General features: G+C 56.4%; 21 protein-coding genes and 1 other RNA gene. 13 read left to right on the forward strand and 9 right to left on the reverse strand.

Annotation, left to right across the window (positions count from 1 at the left end; all coding sequences use genetic code 11):
* Window positions 1-688: 688 nt before the first annotated feature.
* Window positions 689-1,234, reverse strand: coding sequence for a peptide-methionine (S)-S-oxide reductase MsrA (msrA, locus tag VRY85_RS04960; protein WP_414597508.1), 546 nt, complete (start codon window positions 1,232-1,234; stop codon window positions 689-691).
* A gap of 55 nt (window positions 1,235-1,289) precedes the next feature.
* Window positions 1,290-1,766 (reverse strand): c-type cytochrome, encoded by a 477-nt coding sequence (locus tag VRY85_RS04965; protein ID WP_414597509.1) that lies wholly within the window; start codon window positions 1,764-1,766, stop codon window positions 1,290-1,292.
* A gap of 208 nt (window positions 1,767-1,974) precedes the next feature.
* Here VRY85_RS04965 and lgt point away from each other — a divergent pair, with 208 nt between their 5' ends.
* Window positions 1,975-2,769, forward strand: a complete 795-nt coding sequence (gene lgt / locus VRY85_RS04970) for a prolipoprotein diacylglyceryl transferase (RefSeq protein WP_414597510.1) — start codon at window positions 1,975-1,977, stop codon at window positions 2,767-2,769.
* Here lgt and VRY85_RS04975 read toward each other — a convergent pair.
* Window positions 2,720-3,469 carry an SIMPL domain-containing protein gene (locus VRY85_RS04975; protein ID WP_414597511.1) on the reverse strand — a complete coding sequence of 250 codons (750 nt, stop codon included), beginning with the start codon at window positions 3,467-3,469 and terminating at the stop codon, window positions 2,720-2,722. The genes lgt and VRY85_RS04975 overlap by 50 nt on opposite strands.
* 238 nt (window positions 3,470-3,707) lie before the next feature.
* Here VRY85_RS04975 and VRY85_RS04980 point away from each other — a divergent pair, with 238 nt between their 5' ends.
* A complete protein-coding gene (locus VRY85_RS04980; protein ID WP_414597512.1) occupies window positions 3,708-4,319 on the forward strand; it encodes a LysE family translocator in 612 nt (203 codons plus the stop codon).
* Between the two features lie 114 nt (window positions 4,320-4,433).
* On the opposite strand, the gene ssrS is transcribed toward VRY85_RS04980, so the two are convergent.
* The 3 genes from ssrS to VRY85_RS04995 all read right to left on the reverse strand — a co-directional run bounded on the left by ssrS (window position 4,434) and on the right by VRY85_RS04995 (window position 5,409).
* Window positions 4,434-4,616, reverse strand: a non-coding RNA gene (gene ssrS, locus VRY85_RS04985) — 6S RNA.
* A gap of 53 nt (window positions 4,617-4,669) precedes the next feature.
* Window positions 4,670-4,981 (reverse strand): cell division protein ZapA, encoded by a 312-nt coding sequence (locus VRY85_RS04990; protein WP_414597513.1) that lies wholly within the window; start codon window positions 4,979-4,981, stop codon window positions 4,670-4,672.
* A gap of 5 nt (window positions 4,982-4,986) precedes the next feature.
* Complete coding sequence (locus tag VRY85_RS04995) at window positions 4,987-5,409, reverse strand: hypothetical protein (RefSeq protein ID WP_414597514.1); 423 nt, start codon at window positions 5,407-5,409, stop codon at window positions 4,987-4,989.
* Window positions 5,410-5,744: 335 nt separating this feature from the next.
* Here VRY85_RS04995 and VRY85_RS05000 point away from each other — a divergent pair, with 335 nt between their 5' ends.
* The 3 genes from VRY85_RS05000 to VRY85_RS05010 all read left to right on the forward strand — a co-directional run bounded on the left by VRY85_RS05000 (window position 5,745) and on the right by VRY85_RS05010 (window position 8,776).
* Complete coding sequence (locus VRY85_RS05000) at window positions 5,745-6,200, forward strand: tripartite tricarboxylate transporter TctB family protein (RefSeq protein ID WP_414597515.1); 456 nt, start codon at window positions 5,745-5,747, stop codon at window positions 6,198-6,200.
* A gap of 13 nt (window positions 6,201-6,213) precedes the next feature.
* Entirely contained in the window at window positions 6,214-7,719 is a 1,506-nt protein-coding gene (locus VRY85_RS05005; RefSeq protein WP_414597516.1) for a tripartite tricarboxylate transporter permease, read from the forward strand.
* Between the two features lie 148 nt (window positions 7,720-7,867).
* Window positions 7,868-8,776 carry an NAD(P)-dependent oxidoreductase gene (locus VRY85_RS05010; RefSeq protein WP_414597517.1) on the forward strand — a complete coding sequence of 303 codons (909 nt, stop codon included), beginning with the start codon at window positions 7,868-7,870 and terminating at the stop codon, window positions 8,774-8,776.
* A gap of 48 nt (window positions 8,777-8,824) precedes the next feature.
* Here the strand turns inward: VRY85_RS05010 and VRY85_RS05015 are convergent, their stop codons facing one another.
* The 3 genes from VRY85_RS05015 to VRY85_RS05025 all read right to left on the reverse strand — a co-directional run bounded on the left by VRY85_RS05015 (window position 8,825) and on the right by VRY85_RS05025 (window position 11,642).
* Complete coding sequence (locus VRY85_RS05015; protein WP_414597518.1) at window positions 8,825-10,303, reverse strand: sensor histidine kinase; 1,479 nt, start codon at window positions 10,301-10,303, stop codon at window positions 8,825-8,827.
* Window positions 10,304-10,417: 114 nt separating this feature from the next.
* Window positions 10,418-11,095, reverse strand: a complete 678-nt coding sequence (locus VRY85_RS05020) for a response regulator (protein WP_414597519.1) — start codon at window positions 11,093-11,095, stop codon at window positions 10,418-10,420.
* Window positions 11,076-11,642 carry an RNA pyrophosphohydrolase gene (locus tag VRY85_RS05025; RefSeq protein WP_414597520.1) on the reverse strand — a complete coding sequence of 189 codons (567 nt, stop codon included), beginning with the start codon at window positions 11,640-11,642 and terminating at the stop codon, window positions 11,076-11,078. Before VRY85_RS05025 ends, VRY85_RS05020 begins: the two co-directional genes overlap by 20 nt.
* A gap of 62 nt (window positions 11,643-11,704) precedes the next feature.
* Between VRY85_RS05025 and VRY85_RS05030 the strand changes: the two genes are divergently transcribed.
* The 8 genes from VRY85_RS05030 (at window position 11,705) to ybgF (ending at window position 19,011) form a co-directional block, all read left to right on the forward strand.
* Window positions 11,705-13,438, forward strand: a complete 1,734-nt coding sequence (locus tag VRY85_RS05030) for a proline--tRNA ligase (protein ID WP_414597521.1) — start codon at window positions 11,705-11,707, stop codon at window positions 13,436-13,438.
* Between the two features lie 96 nt (window positions 13,439-13,534).
* A complete protein-coding gene (ybgC, locus tag VRY85_RS05035) occupies window positions 13,535-13,957 on the forward strand; it encodes a tol-pal system-associated acyl-CoA thioesterase (RefSeq protein ID WP_414597522.1) in 423 nt (140 codons plus the stop codon).
* Between the two features lie 4 nt (window positions 13,958-13,961).
* Window positions 13,962-14,636 carry a protein TolQ gene (gene tolQ / locus VRY85_RS05040; protein ID WP_414597523.1) on the forward strand — a complete coding sequence of 225 codons (675 nt, stop codon included), beginning with the start codon at window positions 13,962-13,964 and terminating at the stop codon, window positions 14,634-14,636.
* Window positions 14,636-15,082, forward strand: coding sequence for an ExbD/TolR family protein (locus VRY85_RS05045; RefSeq protein WP_414597524.1), 447 nt, complete (start codon window positions 14,636-14,638; stop codon window positions 15,080-15,082). The genes tolQ and VRY85_RS05045 overlap by 1 nt, the downstream gene beginning before the upstream one ends.
* Window positions 15,083-15,102: 20 nt before the next feature.
* Window positions 15,103-16,305 (forward strand): cell envelope integrity protein TolA, encoded by a 1,203-nt coding sequence (tolA, locus tag VRY85_RS05050; protein ID WP_414597525.1) that lies wholly within the window; start codon window positions 15,103-15,105, stop codon window positions 16,303-16,305.
* Window positions 16,306-16,319: 14 nt separating this feature from the next.
* Window positions 16,320-17,606, forward strand: coding sequence for a Tol-Pal system beta propeller repeat protein TolB (tolB, locus tag VRY85_RS05055; protein WP_414597526.1), 1,287 nt, complete (start codon window positions 16,320-16,322; stop codon window positions 17,604-17,606).
* Window positions 17,607-17,640: 34 nt separating this feature from the next.
* Window positions 17,641-18,141, forward strand: a complete 501-nt coding sequence (gene pal / locus VRY85_RS05060) for a peptidoglycan-associated lipoprotein Pal (RefSeq protein WP_414597527.1) — start codon at window positions 17,641-17,643, stop codon at window positions 18,139-18,141.
* A gap of 189 nt (window positions 18,142-18,330) precedes the next feature.
* Window positions 18,331-19,011, forward strand: a complete 681-nt coding sequence (gene ybgF / locus VRY85_RS05065) for a tol-pal system protein YbgF (protein ID WP_414597528.1) — start codon at window positions 18,331-18,333, stop codon at window positions 19,009-19,011.

Consider the following 19,011-nt stretch of genomic DNA (forward strand, 5'->3'; position numbering starts at 1 on the left):
GTTCGCTTTGCTTGCTCAAAGAAAAAAGACCGGTGTAAGAATAAATTCTTAAACCATTACTTTCTTCAATTGTGCGAGCGTTTGGTATAACTTGTTGGCGAGAGTCTCGTGAAAGACTCTGTGTGCCTACGCATTCCAAGCGCCCACACTTATCGGCTGTTTAATTGTTAAAGAGCGTGCGGCCAAACTGCTTGCCGTCTTGTTACTGCAACCTGCTTGAAAACCCAAGCCGGTAAAATTCTTTCCTGCGTTTCTGCTAACTAGCTAACTGCGCCAGAAGCAGAGAAACGAGATTATGAAGTAGTTTTTAAAGCGTGTCAAGTGAAGCGGCGAAGTGTTTTAAAAAGAACTGCTTTTCAAAACCGCCCTGCTTCGCTTGATGCCTCGCAATGCTTAAAAGCCTTGCCACCTACTGCATCTCGCTGCGGAACTCGAAATCATAACATGAAAATCGAACTTCGCAACCGGTTTAGAAAATATTTAAAAACCGGCCCGCTGACTGCTTGAAATGAGAGGGTAGGCGCCGACTCATGCCGTAAGACCTATTCTCTGAAGCGCCAAGACTAGGGTTAACCCGATGTCTCGATCAGCGAGGAAACGAAATATAGCATGAAAGTTTTAGGGCGTGCAAGTTGGTGCGGAAAACAACCTCTGACATACCTGCCATACCGCCATGGAGATGGGGCTTTTAGCTCAGCCACTCCCTGTAATGCTGCCTGAACTTTGCCAGCTTGGGCTCAATCACTGCCATGCAATATCCCTGATAGGGATTCCGAGCGTAGTAGTCGTGATGCTCCGGCTCTGCAGTCCAAAATGTGGCGGGCCCATGAAGTTGAGTCACGACAGGACGGCCAAGCTGTTCTTGGACAGCATTGATGACTCGCTGCGCCACGGTTTTCTGATCATCGTTCTGATAGAAGACAGCCGATGCATATTGAGTACCGACATCCGCGCCTTGGCGGTTCAGTGTCGTAGGGTCGTGCGTGGCGAAGAAAATTCCTAGCACCGTAGCGCAATCAATAACTTGCGGGTCGAACTCGACTTTTACAACCTCTATATGCCCGGTGGCGCCACTGCATACCGCTTGATAATCAGGGTTGCTCACATGACCGCCCGCATAGCCGGGGGTGACGGCCAGCACGCCACGCACCTGTTTGAACACGGCCTCGGTACACCAAAAACAACCGCCACCCAGAACAATGGTTTCTACCTTGGCACCTTTGTGGTCATTCATAAGCTTCCTTGATTGAAGATTGTCGTTCTAGACATAGCCGCTGCCGGGCCTGCACTTATGGTGAGGCAATGCCTTCCGATTCGGGGCTTTCAGGATTAGCTGCCTGATGTCCACTGTTTGCTGAGGCAGGTACAGCACCCGACGCATCCGCTTGAGTTGCGGGCGCATCTTCCGCTGGGGGCGCGTCATCACCTGTGACATCAGGCTCCGGGGCCAACGAGACAATCCATTCGCCTAACAATAGCGCTGTTGCCGGGTCGATATGTCGTTGCGCAGGCATTGGAATCGCACCCCATAAGCCGCGACTTCCCTCGCGTATGCGGGTGGCCAGATAGTCGGCCGCGCCATCATTGCCCGCGTAACGTAACGCGATATCCCTCATGCTAGGCCCGACACGCTTAGCATCCACCTGGTGGCACGACATGCAGACACTCCGTTGCGCCAACTGCATTCCCGCATCGCCCGCTTCACCCGCGTAGACTACAGACCCGCCCAACAGCCCAATAATAAACAGCAGACCACGGAATTTCATGAAAACACGCCCTCGCACGACTTCAGCATATATATAGAGGACAAGGACACACCTTGACGCACACCCACCCCGCAATGCATGCGAGCAGGCGCCTGAAATCAGGTTTAAGCTTCCTGATGCTACCCGGCCTATTCCGCCACGATGCTTGTTCATGGCTTCTGTCAGAGTATTATCGGCCATATTTGCCATTGAACGAGTGCGGAGCCCCATGTTGCAACACCCACAGATCGACCCCGTCGCCCTTCAAATCGGGCCGGTCGCCATCCATTGGTATGGCTTGATGTATTTATTGGGCTTTGCAGCCGTCTGGTTACTGGGCAGGTGGCGCATTCGCCAAGGTCGCAGGGACTTCAGCCTGCGCGACCTTGAAGATATTATTTTCTATAGCGTGATTGGGGTCATCGCAGGCGGCCGCCTGGGTTACGCCCTGATTTACAAGCCCGCCTATTACCTGTCACACCCTCTGGAGATTCTCTACCTTTGGGAAGGCGGCATGTCTTTTCATGGCGGGCTGGTTGGCGTGATCGTTGTACTGCTGTGGTATGCGCGCAGCCGCGACCGCCACCTTCTGGATGTCGGTGATTTCATTGCCCCAATGATTCCCCTTGGCCTGGCAGCAGGCCGGTGGGGCAACTTCGTTAATGGCGAGCTATGGGGCCGCCCGACAGACCTGCCATGGGGCATGGTCTTTCCCTATGTGGACGCCCTGCCCCGCCACCCTTCCCAGCTTTATCAAATGGCCTTCGAAGGTTTGTTGCTTTTCGTCGTGCTGTGGCTATATTCCAGCAAACCCCGCAAACGCGGGAAAGTTAGCGGGCTGTTCCTTATGGGTTATGGAACCGCCCGCTTCCTAGTTGAATTCACCCGCGAGCCCGACGATTTCCTCGGCCTGCTTGCAGGCGGGCTTTCAATGGGTCAGCTCTTGTCCATCCCCATGGTTCTGGCCGGCGCCCTCATTTTTTGGAAGAGTTCAGAAAAATCGTCCCCTGAACAGACAGGCTGATATTTTCCGTCCCGCCTTCCAGGGGCACACTGGCCACCGCATCGGCGGCGGCCATTGCCATCATGCGGTGCCCTTCCGGCTGGTAACTGGCGCCTGCGCCACCCAATTGAATTTCGCGAATCGAATATGACTCATAACCAAAGGCTTTAGCCAAGTCTGCCGCCCTGTAGCGAAAGGCAGTGGCCGCTTCTTGCAAAAGCTCGGCCTCGTGCTTGGCCCGCTCTTGGGGCGCGACGAAAAAGTCCAGGTTAACGATAGGCATGCGGTCAGACACCTGGGCCGCCAACTTGGAAGCCGCTTCAAAATCTGTAGATTCCAGAATAATTTCGGTGCGACCGCGCCATTCAGAAATGCGACCGTCCTTGTCATTCATGGGCCAAACCTGAAAGTTGCCGCTATACACCTTAATGCCTTCCTTGCCCTTAACCTCCTTCATCACACTATCGGCGCTGCGGCTTAACGACGTGGCTACTTCCGCTTGCTCACTGTCGCGAATGTCCGCCGCAAGAGTGATACGCACGGTGTCGCGCGGCACCTCCCTGACAGCTTCGGCTCTCAGACTGGCATAGGGGTATTTGATCTCAGCCGTAACATCACCTTGAGCCAAGGCTGGACTTGCCATTGATAGGGCACACAATGCCAGCCCAAGGCCAGCCAAAGACGAAAAGAAACGGGCTTGCATACTGAGGTTAAGCTTCATGGAGAAACTCCGGTCAACTGAAACGGATTTCCAGTGTACTTCCGGCAAACGACAATTGGCGCACAAGCCTGTTCCAGATGGTTTCACTCGCCAGCCAGCAAAGGCCATGGACAGCTCTGCCATGAAAAACCGCAGTCACCCACCTGCTACACAGGTTTTCTCCTAGCTTGCGCTACGCTCATGAGCGCTTTTACTCTACTTCCGGACTGCCCACTAATCGCTTCAGAAGAACCTCACCATGCAATTCGAGACCTGGCTTGTTTTCTTGCTGGCATCTATCGGCCTGTCATTATCGCCAGGGCCCAATGGGCTGCTCGCGCTCACTCATGGCGCCATACACGGAACCCGGCAGACTTCGTACACGATTCTGGGCGGCGCGGTGGGTTTTATTGCCATCATCGCGCTTTGCATGTTCGGCATCGGTGCTCTGATCAAAGCCTCTGTAGTTTGGCTGACCATACTTAAATGGGTGGGAGGCCTCTACCTTATATGGCTGGGCATACAAGTCTGGCGGTCGCCAGCCATCGCCATCACGACGCTATCCAAGCCTGCCCACACCAAGGGAAGAGCCTTATTTCTTCAGGGTTTACTTTCCGCCGGAACCAACCCCAAAGGGCTGCTTTTTTTCAGTGCTTTTCTGCCACAATTTATTGACCCGCACCGCAGCCTCTTTGAGCAGTTCGTAGTAGTGGCCGCCACCTTTGCTGCAACCGAGACATTAACCGAATATGGTTTGGCCGGTGCAGCCCACCGCGTACGCCCTTGGTTGGCCCGTGTTGGAAAACGTTTTAATCAAGCGTGTGGCGGCCTGTTCATTGCAATCGGGGCAGTGCTTCCCTTGCGCACGTGAGCTTGCCCATCATAGGTACTGCTTGTGCTTGCACCGACCACGGGAAACCGCCTTTTTATACGGAACCCACAAAAAAAGAAAAGCTCGTACGTGTGACGAGCTTTTCTTCTATATAAATGCCCCGCATGTGCCGTCTAGGCCGGCATCCTGAACCGGAGGTTCAAGTTGGTCGCCATCAGGCAAGCTTCGGGTTCTCCTCGCGAGGAGGAGATCTCTCCCACTTGCCAATCCAGCAACCGATGCCAATAGCATTGGTTCAAGGAATGTATGGCCAAGTCACGAGCACCGCAGGGACAAACTTTCAGGGCCGCTAGTGCGACACCTGCATAATCAAATTCTTCAGTTCCATTTTACCTGGATTGAGCCGGTAACCCAACCACTTGATCGAGCGCGGCGTGCATGTCTTCGATCTTGCGTTTGAAATCGCCGACGGCGACATTCGCCAATGGCCCGCTAGGTGCTTTCATGCGCAGCAACTCGCTAGCGATCTGGATGGCGGCCATGACGGCAATGCGCTCGTTGCCCGAAGCCTTGGCCGCGTTCTTGATAGCCGACATGCGCTGGTCGACCAGACGCACCGCTTCGAGCAGAGCGTCTTTCTCAGCAGGCAGGCAGGCCATCGAGTAATCGCGGCCTAATATAGATACGTCCACGCGTTCCATGGATGTCACTCCTGAGGAGCGCCAGGCAGGCGCATAAGTATCGAATCAATCTGTAGCTGAGCTTGCCCGGCCACCACCTTAAGCCGTGAGGCGTCGGCCTGACTGACAGCCAACTGCCGACGCAAGGCTTCGTGCTCGAGCCTGCTGCGTTCCACTTCGCTTTGTAGCGAAACCCGTATGCTGTCGGCTTCGGCACGCAAGATATCCACCCGTGTTTGGTGGTCGGCGCTGTTTTCGGCCAGTTCGTTGTACTCAGCTTCGCGCCGCTTGAGCTGATCGCGCAGGGCATCGCGCTCTTGCTCAAGCCCGGTAATGCGCGCCTGCAGCGCAGCACGCTCGGATTGAAGCTGCTTGGAGAACTGCACCAATTGCCCGATACGGGCAGCGAGAGAATCGAGATCTTCCAACATGGCGTTATCGTAAACCATCCCGCGTTCAACTGAATAGGGGTAAGTGGACGACTTTGATACAGCCTGTCACGTCCACCCTGCGACACGCATCATAACCTTTCACCTGCTTTTCAACCGCCTTTCAATCTTCTTTCAATTCGACCATTAAAAAGACAGAAATGTCATTTAAATGACAAAAAAACCGAATCGCCAGGGAAAACCCTGTAAGCAAACCCCCTGCTTCGGGTTCTCAGTCGCCCTCTCGTCCATTACCATTCGGCACCCTTTAGACATGCCCTGAACGGTTTCAGTTGTTTTCGGCTGATTTTCGAACATGGCGTCACACTATTAATTTGCAGGAGAGGTTCATCAACATGCAGCTTAGAAATAAGCAGGACTTCTGGGCCGGAGTCATGTTCGTGGCACTAGGAGTCGGGTTCGCTCTAGGTGCCACGAATTACTCAATGGGTACCGCAGCCCGCATGGGTCCTGGCTACTTCCCATTCTGGTTGGGCGTGTGTCTGGCAGTACTCGGTGCTGTCGTTGCCATTGGCGCCCTCAAGGAAAAAGCAGAGGAAACCGAAGTCGATAAGTTCGACTTCCGGATTCTGTTCATCATCATCGGTTCCGTCGTACTGACGGGTGTGGTCATGAACAGCCTCGGAATCTACATCTCGGTGTTCCTGCTGGTCGCTATCAGCAGCCTGGCTAGCCATGAGTTCAACTGGAAAGTCGCTGGGGCCACTGCCATCTGCCTGGTGCTGTTTGTCTGGCTGGCATTCATCAAGGGGCTGGGACTCATCTTCCCGCTCTGGCCGAGTTTTCTGTAAATAGGAGCCATCAATGGAATTGCTTGAACACTTGGCTCTCGGGTTCTCCGTCGCCATGACCCTTGAAAACCTGGTCTACTGCCTGCTTGGCTGTGTACTAGGTACTTTGATCGGTGTGCTGCCGGGTATTGGCCCTGTACCCACCATCGCCATGCTGCTGCCCATTACCTATGTGCTGCCGCCCACCGCTGGCCTGATTATGCTCGCCGGTATCTACTACGGCGCCGCCTACGGGGGCTCTACCACCGCTATTCTGGTGGCGCTGCCGGGCGAAACGTCCGCTGTGGTGACTGTGCTTGATGGCCACCAGATGGCAAAGAATGGGCGAGCAGGCGCCGCATTGGCAATTGCCGCGCTTGGCTCCTTCTTTGCAGGTTGCGTAGCCACCGTCCTGATTGCCGGTTTTGCGCCACCCCTGGCGGAATTGGCCTTCAAGTTCGGCCCTGCTGAGTACTTCTCTCTTATGGTACTGGGCTTGATCGGTGCTGTGGTGCTGGCTTCGGGTTCTCTGCCCAAGGCCATCTGCATGATTCTGCTTGGCCTGCTGCTGGGCATGATTGGCACCGACGTGAACTCCGGCGTGGCTCGCTACGACTTCGGTATCCCCGAGCTGCAAGACGGTATCGACTTCGCCGTCGTGGCCATGGGTGTGTTTGGTTTCTCCGAAATCATGACCAACCTGGAACTGCGCGATCAACGCGTGGCTGTGGATTCCAAAGTGGGTACGCTCTACCCCAACAAACAGGAATTCAAGGAAGCCTGGCCTGCAGTGGTACGCGGTACAGCTCTGGGCTCCGCCCTGGGTATTCTGCCTGGCGGTGGTGCGGTTCTGTCATCCTTCGCTTCCTACACCCTGGAAAAGAAGCTGTCCAAGAACCCAGAGCGCTTTGGTAAGGGCCACCCCGCAGGTCTGGCAGGGCCGGAATCGGCTAACAACGCCGGCTCGCAGGCATCGTTCATCCCGCTGCTCACCCTGGGTATTCCCGGCAACGCCGTGACCGCCCTGATGATTGGCGCCATGACGATCCACAACATCCAGCCCGGCCCACAGGTTATGACCAGTCACCCAGAACTCTTCTGGGGCCTGATCGTGTCCATGTGGATCGGTAACCTGATGCTGGTCATCCTGAACCTGCCTCTGATCGGGCTGTGGGTGAAACTGCTCACCGTGCCTTATCGCATTCTGTTCCCAGCCATTCTGGTGTTCTGCACGATCGGGGTCTATTCCCTGAACTACAACGTGTTTGACATCTGGGTCACGGCCGCCTTCGGCTTAGTGGGCTACATCTGGGCCAAGCTGAAGTGTGAGGGCGCTCCATTGCTGCTAGGCTTGGTGCTTGGGCCCATGATGGAAGAAAACTTCCGTCGTGCCCTGCTGCTGGCACGCGGTGACTACACCACCTTTGTGACCCGCCCGCTGTCGCTCAGCTTGCTGATCGCCGCTGCAATTCTGGTCGCACTGGTTGCCCTGCCTTCCATTAAGGCCAAGCGCGAAGAAGCCTTTGTAGACGAGGGTTGATCCGCAAGCAGTCAATAGACTGCAATATGAAAGGTTCGGAATAAGTCCGAGCACTCAAAAGTTCAGGCGCCCTTGTGGCGCCTGAACTTTTTCTAACTCAAATGCGGTACTCTTTACTCCAATTACAACGAAGAGGAGCACAACGTCCATGTCTTCCATCAACACTCGCGACTACGAAACACAAGCCCCCTTGCGCGTTGCTTTTCTCGGCCTTGGCGTTATGGGTTTTCCCATGGCCGGCCATCTGGCAAAAGCAGGACATGAGGTCACCGTTTATAACCGCAGCCCCGGTAAAGCCGCAGCCTGGGTTGCTGAATTCGGCGGGCAATCTGCCCCAACCCCTCGCGCCGCAGCCGAAAAGGCGCAAATCGTGTTTTGCTGTGTTGGCAACGACGACGACCTGCGTAGTGTAGTTTTAGGCGAACAAGGCGCCCTGGCTGGCATGTCTGCCGGCAGCATTTTTGTTGACCACACCACAGCGTCGGCTCAAGTGGCTCGTGAACTCTTCGCCATCGCAGCCGAAAAAGGCATAGGCTTTGTCGACGCTCCAGTATCTGGCGGCCAAGCGGGCGCCCAGAACGGCAAGCTCACCGTGATGTGCGGCGGCACCCCAGAACATTTCAACGCCATGCGCCCACTGGCCATGAATTTTGCCCAAGCCGTCACTCTGCTGGGTGAATCCGGTGCAGGCCAGCTCAGCAAAATGGTGAATCAAATCTGCATCGCCGGCCTGGTTCAAGCCTTGTCCGAAGGTATTGCATTTGGCCAAGCAGCTGGCCTGGACATGAACCAGGTGCTTGATGTCATTGACAAGGGTGCTGCGCAAAGCTGGCAGATGGAGAACCGTGGCTCTACCATGATTGAAGGCCGGTTCGATTTCGGTTTCGCGGTAGATTGGATGCGCAAGGATCTCGGCTTGGTGCTTGATGAAGCCAAGCGCAACGGCGCACGCGTGCCAGTCACTGCGCTGGTTGACCAGTTCTATGCCGATATCCAGCAGATGGGCGGCCAACGCTGGGATACCTCCAGCCTGATTCAACGCTTGCGTAAAAATTAGTGCCAGAAGCTGCCATGCGGTATCCACCATGCATGGCAGCTTCAGTAATCAGGCTTCCGCCTCTGGGCGATAAGCAGGCAATTTCAACAAGGCGCACAACCCCACCCCTTCGTCGGGCGAGGGGTCGCCGTCATGCAGTTCTATCGTGCCCCGGTTACGTTGAGCGTAAGCCAATGCAATGGCCAGCCCCAAGCCCGACCCGCCTCCGCCTTGGCTTTTTTTGTCGCGGCGGCCGCGGTCAAATCGGCTGAAAACACTTTCTCGCAACGTGGGCTCAAGCCCCACCCCATTGTCACAGACGCTCACCCAGGCATATTCCCCGTCACTGCCTGCCGACACCGTAATCGTCCGGCCTACACCGGCATGATTAATGGCGTTATGAATCAGGTTGGCAATTGATTCGTGCAGTTCAGCATCGCTACCCAACACCCAGACCAACTCTTCCTTTCCGCACTTCCCTTCTTCTTCAGCAGCATCCACCCAGCCAAGATCCTGCTGTTTCTCACGTGCTAAAGGCAAATACAGCAATACCGCCTCGCGCGCCAAAGCCGCCAGATCAACGGGCATGTGTGGGGTCGGGTCATTCCGGCTGGCATGCGCCAGCGAAAGTAATTGCTCGGTAAGCCGCGAGGTACGCCCCAATTGGTGAATGATGGCATCCAGCGTTTCGCGCATGCGAGTGACATCTTGCTCACGCCGTGCGTACTGAGCCTGAGTGCGCATGATGGCCAGCGGCGTGCGTAATTGATGGGAGGCATCCGCCAGGAAGCGAGCCTGGCGGTTCAGGACTTCGCGCGAAAGATCAATATGGTGATTAATGGCTGTCACCAAAGGAATAATTTCCTTTGGAACCGCTTCCTGATCCAAGGGAGTGAGATCATCGACTTCGCGGGAACGAATCTCGCGGCGCAGATCGCTCAGAGGCCAGAGCGTCCACTGCACGGCTATCCAGACCAACAGCACAGCTAGTATCACCATGCGAATGTCACGGAACAAGCTGTCACGCCACATTTCCTGGCGCGTTTTCAAGCGCTGATCAACACTTTCACCCACCATAACCAGCACCTGCCGATGCAAGCCGTTGTAGTGGAGATCGCGCCACAGGGCTACCAACCGCACCTCGTCGTTACGGTACATGGCGTTATAGAGAACCGGCGTCCCTTCCACCAACGGTAAACGCGGTGGGCGTGGCAGACCGGGCATGCCCATCAAGGTCTGACCGCTGATTTCACGGGTTTCCATGCCGGCCAGCGCCTCTTGTACCGGGGCGATTTCTTCTACCCGGTAATACTTCCGGTTGCCTGCATGAGACTCCAGCATGACCTGCACATAAAGTGGAGGCTCAATAACCAACTGGCCCTTGCTATCGAAATGGATGCTGTTTTCGAGCACCTTGGCGGGCTCCAGCAAGGCATCATCGTAGACATCCTGAATCAGTAGATCGAGGGCGCGGTAATCATTCCGGCCATCCACTACCAGTAAAAAGACCACCCCCGGAATCAACAACACGAGCAGCCAGAACCGCATGCTCCGGCGCGGCTTTGGTTTCACCATAATCAGAAACCGCCATGTCGGCGTAGAGAGCCCTGCCACCCACACATCTGGATATTCATGCGTGGCTCCTGTTTACGTTGACAGGCATCAGTTCTCCACCGAGATGCTTTCAAGCATGTAACCCAGGCCGCGTACCGTCGTGATCTGGATATCGCTCCCTTGCAGCTTCTTGCGCAAACGGTGCAACACGACTTCGATAGCTTCCGGACTGGCTTCGCTGTCTTCTTCAAATACCTTCAGAAAGAGTTGATGTTTTTCTACCGGCGCACGGGCGCGGGCGATCAAGGCCGCCAGCGCAGCGTGTTCGCGAGGGGTGAGGTGCAGCACGGCCCCGTCAAGAATAAATGCCTTGCTCTCGGTGTCGTAATTCAGCGAACCGCATTGCAGGTGGGGCGATGGTCGCCCCTTGCTGCGCCGCACTAGCGCCGCCAGACGAGCTTCGAGCTCTTCGAGGGCAAAGGGTTTGGAAAGGAAGTCGTCCGCCCCCAAATTAAGGCCGCGCACGCGATCCTGCAGTGAGCCCTGAGCCGTCAGCAGCAACACGGGGGTGATATCGCCACGACCGCGCATTTCACGCAGCAGAACCAGCCCGTGTTTATCGGGCAAGCGCAAATCCATCACCACGGCATCGTAGCTGGCGGCATGCAGCATGCTTTCAGCGGTGATCGCATCTTTAGCGTGTTCGGGCACGAAGCCACTCTGTGCAAGCGCCCGCTGCAGCCATGCCGCCATTTCGAGCTCGTCTTCAACCAGCAGTATGCGCATTGGTTCGAGTTTCAGTGATGCCAGATGTTTTAGAGCCCTGCACGCGTTGGCGCAAATAACGATTCTCGCGACTACGACGGAACAGGATGCCAGCCAGCTCGTTCAGGGCCTGAGCGTAGACATCGCGCTTGAACTCGATAACGGAATCCAGCGGAACCCAGTATTGGCTCCAGCGCCAAGCATCGAATTCGGGCGATTTTGTCGCCCGCAAGCTGACGTCGGAATCCCGACCCACCATTCTCAGCAGAAACCAGATTTGTTTCTGCCCCTTATAGTGACCGCGCGAATCCCGGCGTATAAAGTTGCTCGGTACGTTGTAGCGCAGCCAATCTCGCGTCCGCCCCAATATACGAACGTGTTCGGGGAGCAAGCCTACTTCTTCATGCAGTTCCCGGTACATAGCCTGCACAGGGCTTTCGCCATACTTGATCCCACCTTGTGGAAACTGCCAAGCGTGTTCCCGTATACGTTTGCCCCAGAAAACCTCGTTCTTGTGATTTACTAGGATAATGCCGACATTAGGACGGTAGCCTTCACGATCCAACATGGCCACCTCTAAGAATTCAATACAATTAAATCTGATTATACGTATCTGTCGGGATCCCCACCATGCATGCAAGCAAGTACCATCTGAACACGCTGAAAGAAGCGCCAGCCGAAGCCGAAATCAAGAGCCATCAACTGATGACGCGAGCCGGCATGATCCGCAAAGCGGCAGGTGGCATCTACACCTACATGCCCCTTGGGCTAAAGGTCTTACGCAAGATAGAAAGCATCATTCGCGAAGAAATGGACCGCGCCGGAGCCATTGAGCTGCTCATGCCGGTCGTACAGCCTGCGGAACTCTGGGAAGAGTCAGGCCGCTGGGAAGAATACGGGCCTGAACTGCTGCGTATCAAAGACCGCCACCAGCGCGATTTTGTTCTGCAGCCCACTTCTGAAGAAGTCATTACCGACATTGCCCGCAACGAGATCCATAGCTGGCGCCAGTTGCCGGTGAATTTCTATCATATACAGACGAAGTTCCGTGACGAACGCCGCCCCCGTTTCGGGTTGATGCGTGGTCGCGAGTTCACCATGAAGGACGCCTACTCCTTCGATCGCGACGAAGAATCCGCACAGGAAAGCTACAACCGCATGTATGACGCTTACATGCGCATCTTCAAGCGTCTGGGCCTGGCCTTCCGCCCAGTGGCTGCCGACACCGGCTCAATCGGCGGTTCCCGCAGCCACGAATTCCAGGTTATTGCCGATACAGGCGAAGACCTGATCGTTTTTAACCCTGATTCTGACTACGCTGCCAACATTGAGCTGGCAGAGGCGCCCTGCCTGATTTCCGAACGCGCTCCGGCTTCTGAAGCACTACAAAAAGTGGCAACGCCCGCTGCGCCGAAATGTGAGCTAGTAGCCGAACAATTGAGCCGCCCGCTGACCGACACCGTGAAATCCATTGTGCTGGCTACGGACCCCACTGAAGAGGGTGGCGAAGTGCGTATCTGGCTGTTGCTGCTGCGTGGCGACCACGAACTCAATGAGATTAAAGCGTCCAAGCTGCCCGGCTTTGAGAATGGCCACCGTTTCGCCACGGAAGAAGAGATTGTCGAACACTTTGGCTGCGTTCCCGGCTACTTGGGCCCGATCAATACCCGCAAACCGGTCAGCGTCATCGCCGACCTCACGGTTGCGAACATGAGCGACTTTATCTGCGGGGCCAACGATGAAGGCTATCACTACACCGGCATTAACTGGGGCCGCGACCTTCCCGAAGCCCCCGCCTTCGACCTGCGTAATGTGGTTGACGGCGACCCCGACCCGCAAGGCGGCACGCTACGCATCCAGCGCGGCATTGAAGTGGGGCACGTTTTCTTCCTCGGTGACAAATACTCCCGCGCACTGAACGCCACCTTCCTGCAAACGGATGGCAAACCCGCCCTCATGCAAATGGGCTGCTACGGTATTGGCGTCAGCCGTATTTCCGCTGCCGCCATTGAGCAGAACCACGACGAACGCGGCATTATCTGGCCACGTGCCATCGCTCCATTTGAAGTGGTCATCTGCCCCATGGGGTACCACAAAAGCGAAACCGTCCGTGAGGCTGCCGACGCACTTTACGCACAATTACGCGATGCGGGGGTGGATGTCATTTTGGACGACCGCGACACACGCCCGGGCATCATGTTCGCCGACTGGGAGCTGATCGGCGTTCCCCTGCGTATTACCATCGGCGACCGCGGCCTGAAAGAAGGCGTTGTTGAAATACAGTCGCGCCGTTCGACTGAAGTTGAAAAAATTTCTGTCGACCGCGCTCACGAACACACGCTGGAAGCTCTGAAAACGCTATGATGCGAAAGCCGTTCCCACGAGGGCTTTCCCGTGGGAACGGCATTGTGCAGCCCCTGTATGGCGCCCCATCAGGGAGTTACAAATTTGGACAAGCTCATGCTCATGGAACGCCGCGATACCGCACCCGCCTTGCAGATTCGCGTATATTACGAAGACACCGACGCGGGCGGTGTCGTGTATTACGCCAACTACCTCAAGTATTTCGAGCGGGCCCGCACTGAATGGCTGCGCCATCTCGGCGTGGATCAATCCCAACTCGCCAAAACCGAAGGACGCCTGTTCGTTGTCAAGAACGTTGAAATACAATACCGCAGGCCTGCCAAGCTCGACGACGAGCTCTCCATACAAACTGAAGTCAGCCGCCTGGGACGCGCCTCGATCCAATTCGAGCAAAGCGCCTTGTGCGGAGGCGAACTTCTGTGTGAAGCCACGGTCACAGTATGCTGCGTCGACGCCACGAGCTTTCGTCCTGTCGATCTGGGCCATACCGTCAGAAATCTGTTGAGTAAAACGGACTAAACCTATGCAAGCCACAAGCGACATGTCGCTGATTTCCCTTTTGGTGCATGCCAGTATTCCAGTGCAATTGGTCATGCTGGTACTGTTGGCCATCTCTGTCCTGTCCTGGACTTACATCTTCAGCAAACGAGCCGCACTTAAGCGAGCCAACGAGCAAACCCAGCGGTTTGAAGACGACTTCTGGGCAGGCGGAGATCTCTCCGTTCTACAGCAGTCTATTGCCACACGCCGTGACGAACACGGTGCGCTTGCTCGCATCTTCGACGCAGGGATGACGGAATTCATTAAAGCTCGACGCGTCAGCAGCAGCCCTGATGCGTTGCTCGATGGTCCCCGCCGCGCTATGCGCGCCGCATACCAGCGAGAGATGGACGCCCTTGAGTCACACCTGAACTTCCTCGCTTCGGCCGGCTCGGTCAGCCCGTATATCGGTTTGCTTGGCACGGTGTGGGGCATCATGCACGCATTCATGGGGCTGTCGTCCATGCAGCAGGCCACTCTCGCCGCAGTTGCTCCCGGCATTGCCGAAGCGCTGGTCGCCACGGCTATCGGTCTGTTCGCTGCCATTCCTGCTGTAGTCGCTTACAACCGCTACACTAACGAGATCGACCGGCTCTCCATCCGCTTCGACTCTTTCATCGACGAATTCCTGAACATTCTCCAACGCCAGGTACGCTGATGCCCTCCATACGCAATAGCGGAAACCGCACTCGCAGGCTGAAGAACGAAATCAACGTCGTCCCTTACATCGACGTTATGCTGGTGCTGCTCGTGATTTTCATGGTGACCGCCCCCATGATCACACCCGGCGTCATTGAGTTGCCATCCGTCGGGCGGGCATCCGATGTCCCCGTCAAGCCGGTGGAGGTGCAGGTGGATGAAAGCGGCGCCATCTCGTTTCGCCTGCGCGATTCCGGCAACGAGTTCGAATCGGTTTCCGCTGACGATCTGGTGCCCCGTGTGCAAGCCATCCTGACTACCGACACGCCGGTCGTAATTTCCGCAGACGGTCGGGTGCCCTACGAAACGGTCATGAAAATCATGGACGACCTTCGTAGCAGCGGCATTACACGACTGGGCCTGCTGGTCGATCAGCACGGCGGCGCGCAAGCCGACCAACCGTAGGCGCTGATGCCATTACGTTGATGCCTATTTTCAAGCGCAACACCTCTGAACGAGTTTCCCCCCTCACACAGGAGCAACGTGAGGAGCGGCGTTCATTTGCCTATGCCGTCGGCATACATGCTTTGCTGTTCGCATTCATGCTGGTGGGCTTTGTCTCCACTCCGTCCACCCCTTTGCCTGTACAAGTCGAACTCTGGACAGATGGCGTTTCACCCGACGCTCAGCCTGAAGAACCCACTGAAGAAGAGGAGCCGGCGCAAGAGCCAGAGCCCGAACCGGCCCCCGAGCCGGAGCCAGCTCCGGAACCAGAACCCGAGCCAGCGCCTGAGCCGGAACCTGCGCCTGAGCCAGAGCCCACGCCAGAGCCGGAACCCCTGCCTGAGCCCACGCCGCAGCCTGTGACGACACCACCGGTACCTGAAGCCGAACCTGAGCCCGACCCCGAGATCGCGCTGGAAGAAGCGCGCAAACGTCAGCAGGAAAAGGAAGAGGCCGAACGTAAGGCTAAGGAAGAAGCCGAACGCAAGGCCAAGGAAGAAGCCGAACGTAAGGCCAAGGAAGAAGCCGAACGCAAGGCCAAGGAAGAAGCCGAACGTAAGGCCAAGGAAGAAGCCGAACGCAAGGCCAAGGAAGAGGCTGAACGTAAGGCTAAGGAAGAAGCCGAACGCAAGGCCAAGGAAGAGGCTGAACGTAAGGCTAAGGAAGAGGCCGAGCGTAAGGCTAAGGAAGAGGCTGAACGTAAGGCCAAGGAAGAAGCAGCGGCAAAGGCCGCGGCGGAGAAGAAAGCCAAGGAAGAAGCTGCTCGTAAAGCTGCAGCCGCAAAGAAAGCCAAGGAAGAGGCTGCCAAGCGTGAAGCCCTGCGTGCTGCAATGCGCGGGGACGCTCTTGGTGCAGCCGGCATTCCGGGCGGCACGGACGACCGCAATCAGAGGGCGGGTGGCGGTGGAGATTCCGGATACGCCGGCAGGGTTGCTGTCTGCATACGAAACGCGACCACTTATAACCCGCCGAGCAGGCAAGGCGGTAGCAATCCGACAGTACAATTCCGGGTGAGCCTAAATGCTGACGGCACAGTGCGTGATGTACAACTAAGGCGTTCGTCGGGTAATCCCGGCTTCGATGAGGCCGCACGCAAGGGCGTCTTCGGATGCTCACCCCTGCCACCTCCTCCCGGTGGAAAGTACCCGGGCTGGATGGACATTGACCATAAAATGTACGACTGACAGGAGAACCAGATATGACCAGTTTTGCCACTTCATGGCGCAGTTGGGCTGGTGCCATGCTGGCAGCGGCCGCCGCCTTTGCGGCACCGCAAGCCCAGGCCCAATTACGGGTCGATATTTCCGGCGTCGGCGCCACCCAGTACCCTATCGCCATTGCGGATTTCAATGGCCACGCACAGGGCCGTAACGTTTCGGAAATCATCCGCTCCGACTTGTCGCGTTCCGGTCAGTTCAAGCTAGTTAACGCCACAGGCGCAAATCTGGGCGCAGAAAGCCAGGTCAGCTTTGCCGAATGGAGCAACCGCGGTGCGGATTACCTCGCCTACGGCAGCGTGACCGAGGCAGGCGGCCAATACAACATCAGCTACCGCCTGGTTGATAACCTGCGCCAGACGCAGCTCGACGCCGTTGCCTTTGCGGGCAGCGAACGCGAACTGCGCCGCCTGTCGCACCGCATCGCTGATCGCATCTATGAACACATCACTGGCGTGCGTGGCGTGTTTTCCACCCGCATTGCTTATGTGTTGCAAACGGGCGACACCTATGAGTTACAAATTGCTGACGCAGACGGGCAGAACCCACAAGTAATGCTGCGCTCCAAGCACTCGATTATTTCTCCCGCTTGGTCACCGGATGGCAAACAGCTGGCTTATGTGAGCTTCGAGCTGGGCAAGCCTGTCGTGTATGTACAGACTTTGGCCAGCGGGCAGCGCACATCTGTCGCCAACTTCAAGGGCAATAACAGTGCTCCAGCATGGGCGCCCAACGGTAACCAACTGGCAGTAGTGCTGTCGCGCGACGGCATTTCGCAAATCTACACCATGAACCTCGATGGCACAGGCTTGCGACGCGTGATGCGCTCCCCCCTGATTGATACCGAACCCCAATATACGCCCGATGGCAACTCGCTGATTTTCACCAGTGATCGCGGTGGCAGCCCGCAGATTTACCGCGTGCCTGTCTCGGGTGGCGATGCGCAACGACTCACCTTCCAGGGGGGTTACAATATCTCACCAGCCCTGTCGCCTGACGGTAACAACCTGGTGTACGTTGCACGAAGAAACGGTGCTTTTCGCCTGGCCCTGCTGGATCTTTCCAGTGGTTCTGAACAACTGCTGACAGCAGGCCCCGACGATGAATCACCGAGTTTTGCCCCAAATGGGATGCAAGTTCTTTACAGCTCGGTTCAAGATGGTCGCAGCGTCCTCGCAGTAACTTCTGTCGATGGTCGTGTGCGCCAGACGCTCTCAGCGCTCAACGGTAAAGTCCGTGAGCCGGTCTGGGGTCCGTTTACCGATTAACTTACGTGTGACTCTCTTTTAAAAGGAAATTCAAATGAGCTCGCGCATCGCAAAAAGCCTTACTCTCGCCGCGCTGACCGTAGCCTTGGCGGCTTGCAGTTCTGTGCCCCTTGATGAAACGGGCACGTCTACAAGCGGCTCCGGAACAGGTGGTGCTAGCACGGGCCAAATCATGGACCCGTTCAACCCACAAAGCCCACTGGCGCAACAGCGTTCTGTGTACTTTGAGTTCGACAGCTACTCCATTCCTGAGCAGTATCGCAACGTAGTCGAAATGCACTCCGGTTATCTGCGCAACAATACGCAGCAACGGATTCGCATCGAAGGCCACGCCGACGCACGTGGCGGCTCGGAATACAACCTGGCTCTGGGCCAGCGCCGTTCCGAAGCCGTTTCACGCATGATGAATCTCCTGGGTGTCAGCGCCAGCCAGATCGAAGCTATCAGTTTCGGTAAGGAGCGTCCTCGCGCCATGGGCAATACCGAAGCCGACTACGCCGAGAACCGCCGCGCAGACATCGTTTATCAGCAATAATATCGGTATCGCTGTAGAGGACACCGAGGGACGGGGCATCCCCCACCGCAGCGCCTGAATCTCGAGCCCGAGCTCGCCGCATTCATCGGCGCCTGCATAGACCTCGGCTTCGCCAGGCATGAAACAGTCCGTAGCGAATGTTTCATGCCTGGCTCATTCACGCGGCGTTTTTATTTGGACGGATACAAAATGAGCCTGAATTTCCCTTTCTTCAGAAGCACTGTAGTGGCCGCCACGCTTGCCGCCAGCTTGTTCAGCGCTCCCGTTCATGCGTTCGCCGACGATCAGGCTCGACGCGCCATTCTGGACCTGCGTGAGCAACTCCAAACACTGGTCGAGCAAAGCCGCCAAATTCGTGTTCAACAAGCTGATCAGATCGACATCCTGCAACAGGAAGTGGCCCGGCTGCGAGGCGAAGTGGAACGCTTAAGCCATCAGTCTCAACGTGGCCAATCAGCCGGCGCACCAAACACCGGGTCTTCCATTCAGGTATCCGACCCGGCGGAACAGGCCGCATTCGATCAGGCTATGCAAAATTTCAGAGCCGGCCAGTATCAGGCTGCATCCAAAGAGCTGACCCAGTTCATCCAGTCTTACCCACAAAGCGCTCTGGTACACGACGCGCGCTTTTATCGTGGCAGCAGTCTGTACGCCATTAAAGATTTCAAAGGTTCTATCGCAGGCCTGGAAAACATGATCAAGGCCGCACCGGCCAACCCACGTGCCCCCGATGCACTGCTGGTCATCGCCGCCAGCCAGGTTGAGCTGAACGATTTGCAGGGCGCGCGCGCCAGCCTGCAACGCATTGTCCAGGAATACCCGGACACCCACGCTGCAGAAACCGCAAAAAGCAGGCTACAGCTACTGTAG

It is taken from the genome of Achromobacter sp. F4_2707, assembly GCF_047501535.1.
Taxonomy (GTDB): Bacteria; Pseudomonadota; Gammaproteobacteria; order Burkholderiales; family Burkholderiaceae_B; genus Yanghanlia.

Bases quoted from the DNA above. Each gene is read 5' to 3' on its own strand.
- VRY85_RS05000 (WP_414597515.1), top strand. From the start codon at position 5,745: ATGCAGCTTAGAAATAAGCAGGACTTCTGGGCCGGAGTCATGTTCGTG.
- ybgC (WP_414597522.1), top strand. From the start codon at position 13,535: ATGCTCATGGAACGCCGCGATACCGCACCCGCCTTGCAGATTCGCGTA.
- VRY85_RS04980 (WP_414597512.1), top strand. From the start codon at position 3,708: ATGCAATTCGAGACCTGGCTTGTTTTCTTGCTGGCATCTATCGGCCTG.
- pal (WP_414597527.1), top strand. From the start codon at position 17,641: ATGAGCTCGCGCATCGCAAAAAGCCTTACTCTCGCCGCGCTGACCGTA.
- VRY85_RS04965 (WP_414597509.1), bottom strand. From the start codon at position 1,766: ATGAAATTCCGTGGTCTGCTGTTTATTATTGGGCTGTTGGGCGGGTCT.
- tolQ (WP_414597523.1), top strand. From the start codon at position 13,962: ATGCAAGCCACAAGCGACATGTCGCTGATTTCCCTTTTGGTGCATGCC.
- lgt (WP_414597510.1), top strand. From the start codon at position 1,975: ATGTTGCAACACCCACAGATCGACCCCGTCGCCCTTCAAATCGGGCCG.
- ybgF (WP_414597528.1), top strand. From the start codon at position 18,331: ATGAGCCTGAATTTCCCTTTCTTCAGAAGCACTGTAGTGGCCGCCACG.
- VRY85_RS05025 (WP_414597520.1), bottom strand. From the start codon at position 11,642: ATGTTGGATCGTGAAGGCTACCGTCCTAATGTCGGCATTATCCTAGTA.
- VRY85_RS05015 (WP_414597518.1), bottom strand. From the start codon at position 10,303: ATGCGGTTCTGGCTGCTCGTGTTGTTGATTCCGGGGGTGGTCTTTTTA.
- VRY85_RS05010 (WP_414597517.1), top strand. From the start codon at position 7,868: ATGTCTTCCATCAACACTCGCGACTACGAAACACAAGCCCCCTTGCGC.
- tolA (WP_414597525.1), top strand. From the start codon at position 15,103: ATGCCTATTTTCAAGCGCAACACCTCTGAACGAGTTTCCCCCCTCACA.
- VRY85_RS05045 (WP_414597524.1), top strand. From the start codon at position 14,636: ATGCCCTCCATACGCAATAGCGGAAACCGCACTCGCAGGCTGAAGAAC.
- VRY85_RS05030 (WP_414597521.1), top strand. From the start codon at position 11,705: ATGCATGCAAGCAAGTACCATCTGAACACGCTGAAAGAAGCGCCAGCC.
- VRY85_RS05005 (WP_414597516.1), top strand. From the start codon at position 6,214: ATGGAATTGCTTGAACACTTGGCTCTCGGGTTCTCCGTCGCCATGACC.
- VRY85_RS04995 (WP_414597514.1), bottom strand. From the start codon at position 5,409: ATGGTTTACGATAACGCCATGTTGGAAGATCTCGATTCTCTCGCTGCC.
- VRY85_RS04975 (WP_414597511.1), bottom strand. From the start codon at position 3,469: ATGAAGCTTAACCTCAGTATGCAAGCCCGTTTCTTTTCGTCTTTGGCT.
- VRY85_RS05020 (WP_414597519.1), bottom strand. From the start codon at position 11,095: ATGCGCATACTGCTGGTTGAAGACGAGCTCGAAATGGCGGCATGGCTG.
- tolB (WP_414597526.1), top strand. From the start codon at position 16,320: ATGACCAGTTTTGCCACTTCATGGCGCAGTTGGGCTGGTGCCATGCTG.
- VRY85_RS04990 (WP_414597513.1), bottom strand. From the start codon at position 4,981: ATGGAACGCGTGGACGTATCTATATTAGGCCGCGATTACTCGATGGCC.
- msrA (WP_414597508.1), bottom strand. From the start codon at position 1,234: ATGAATGACCACAAAGGTGCCAAGGTAGAAACCATTGTTCTGGGTGGC.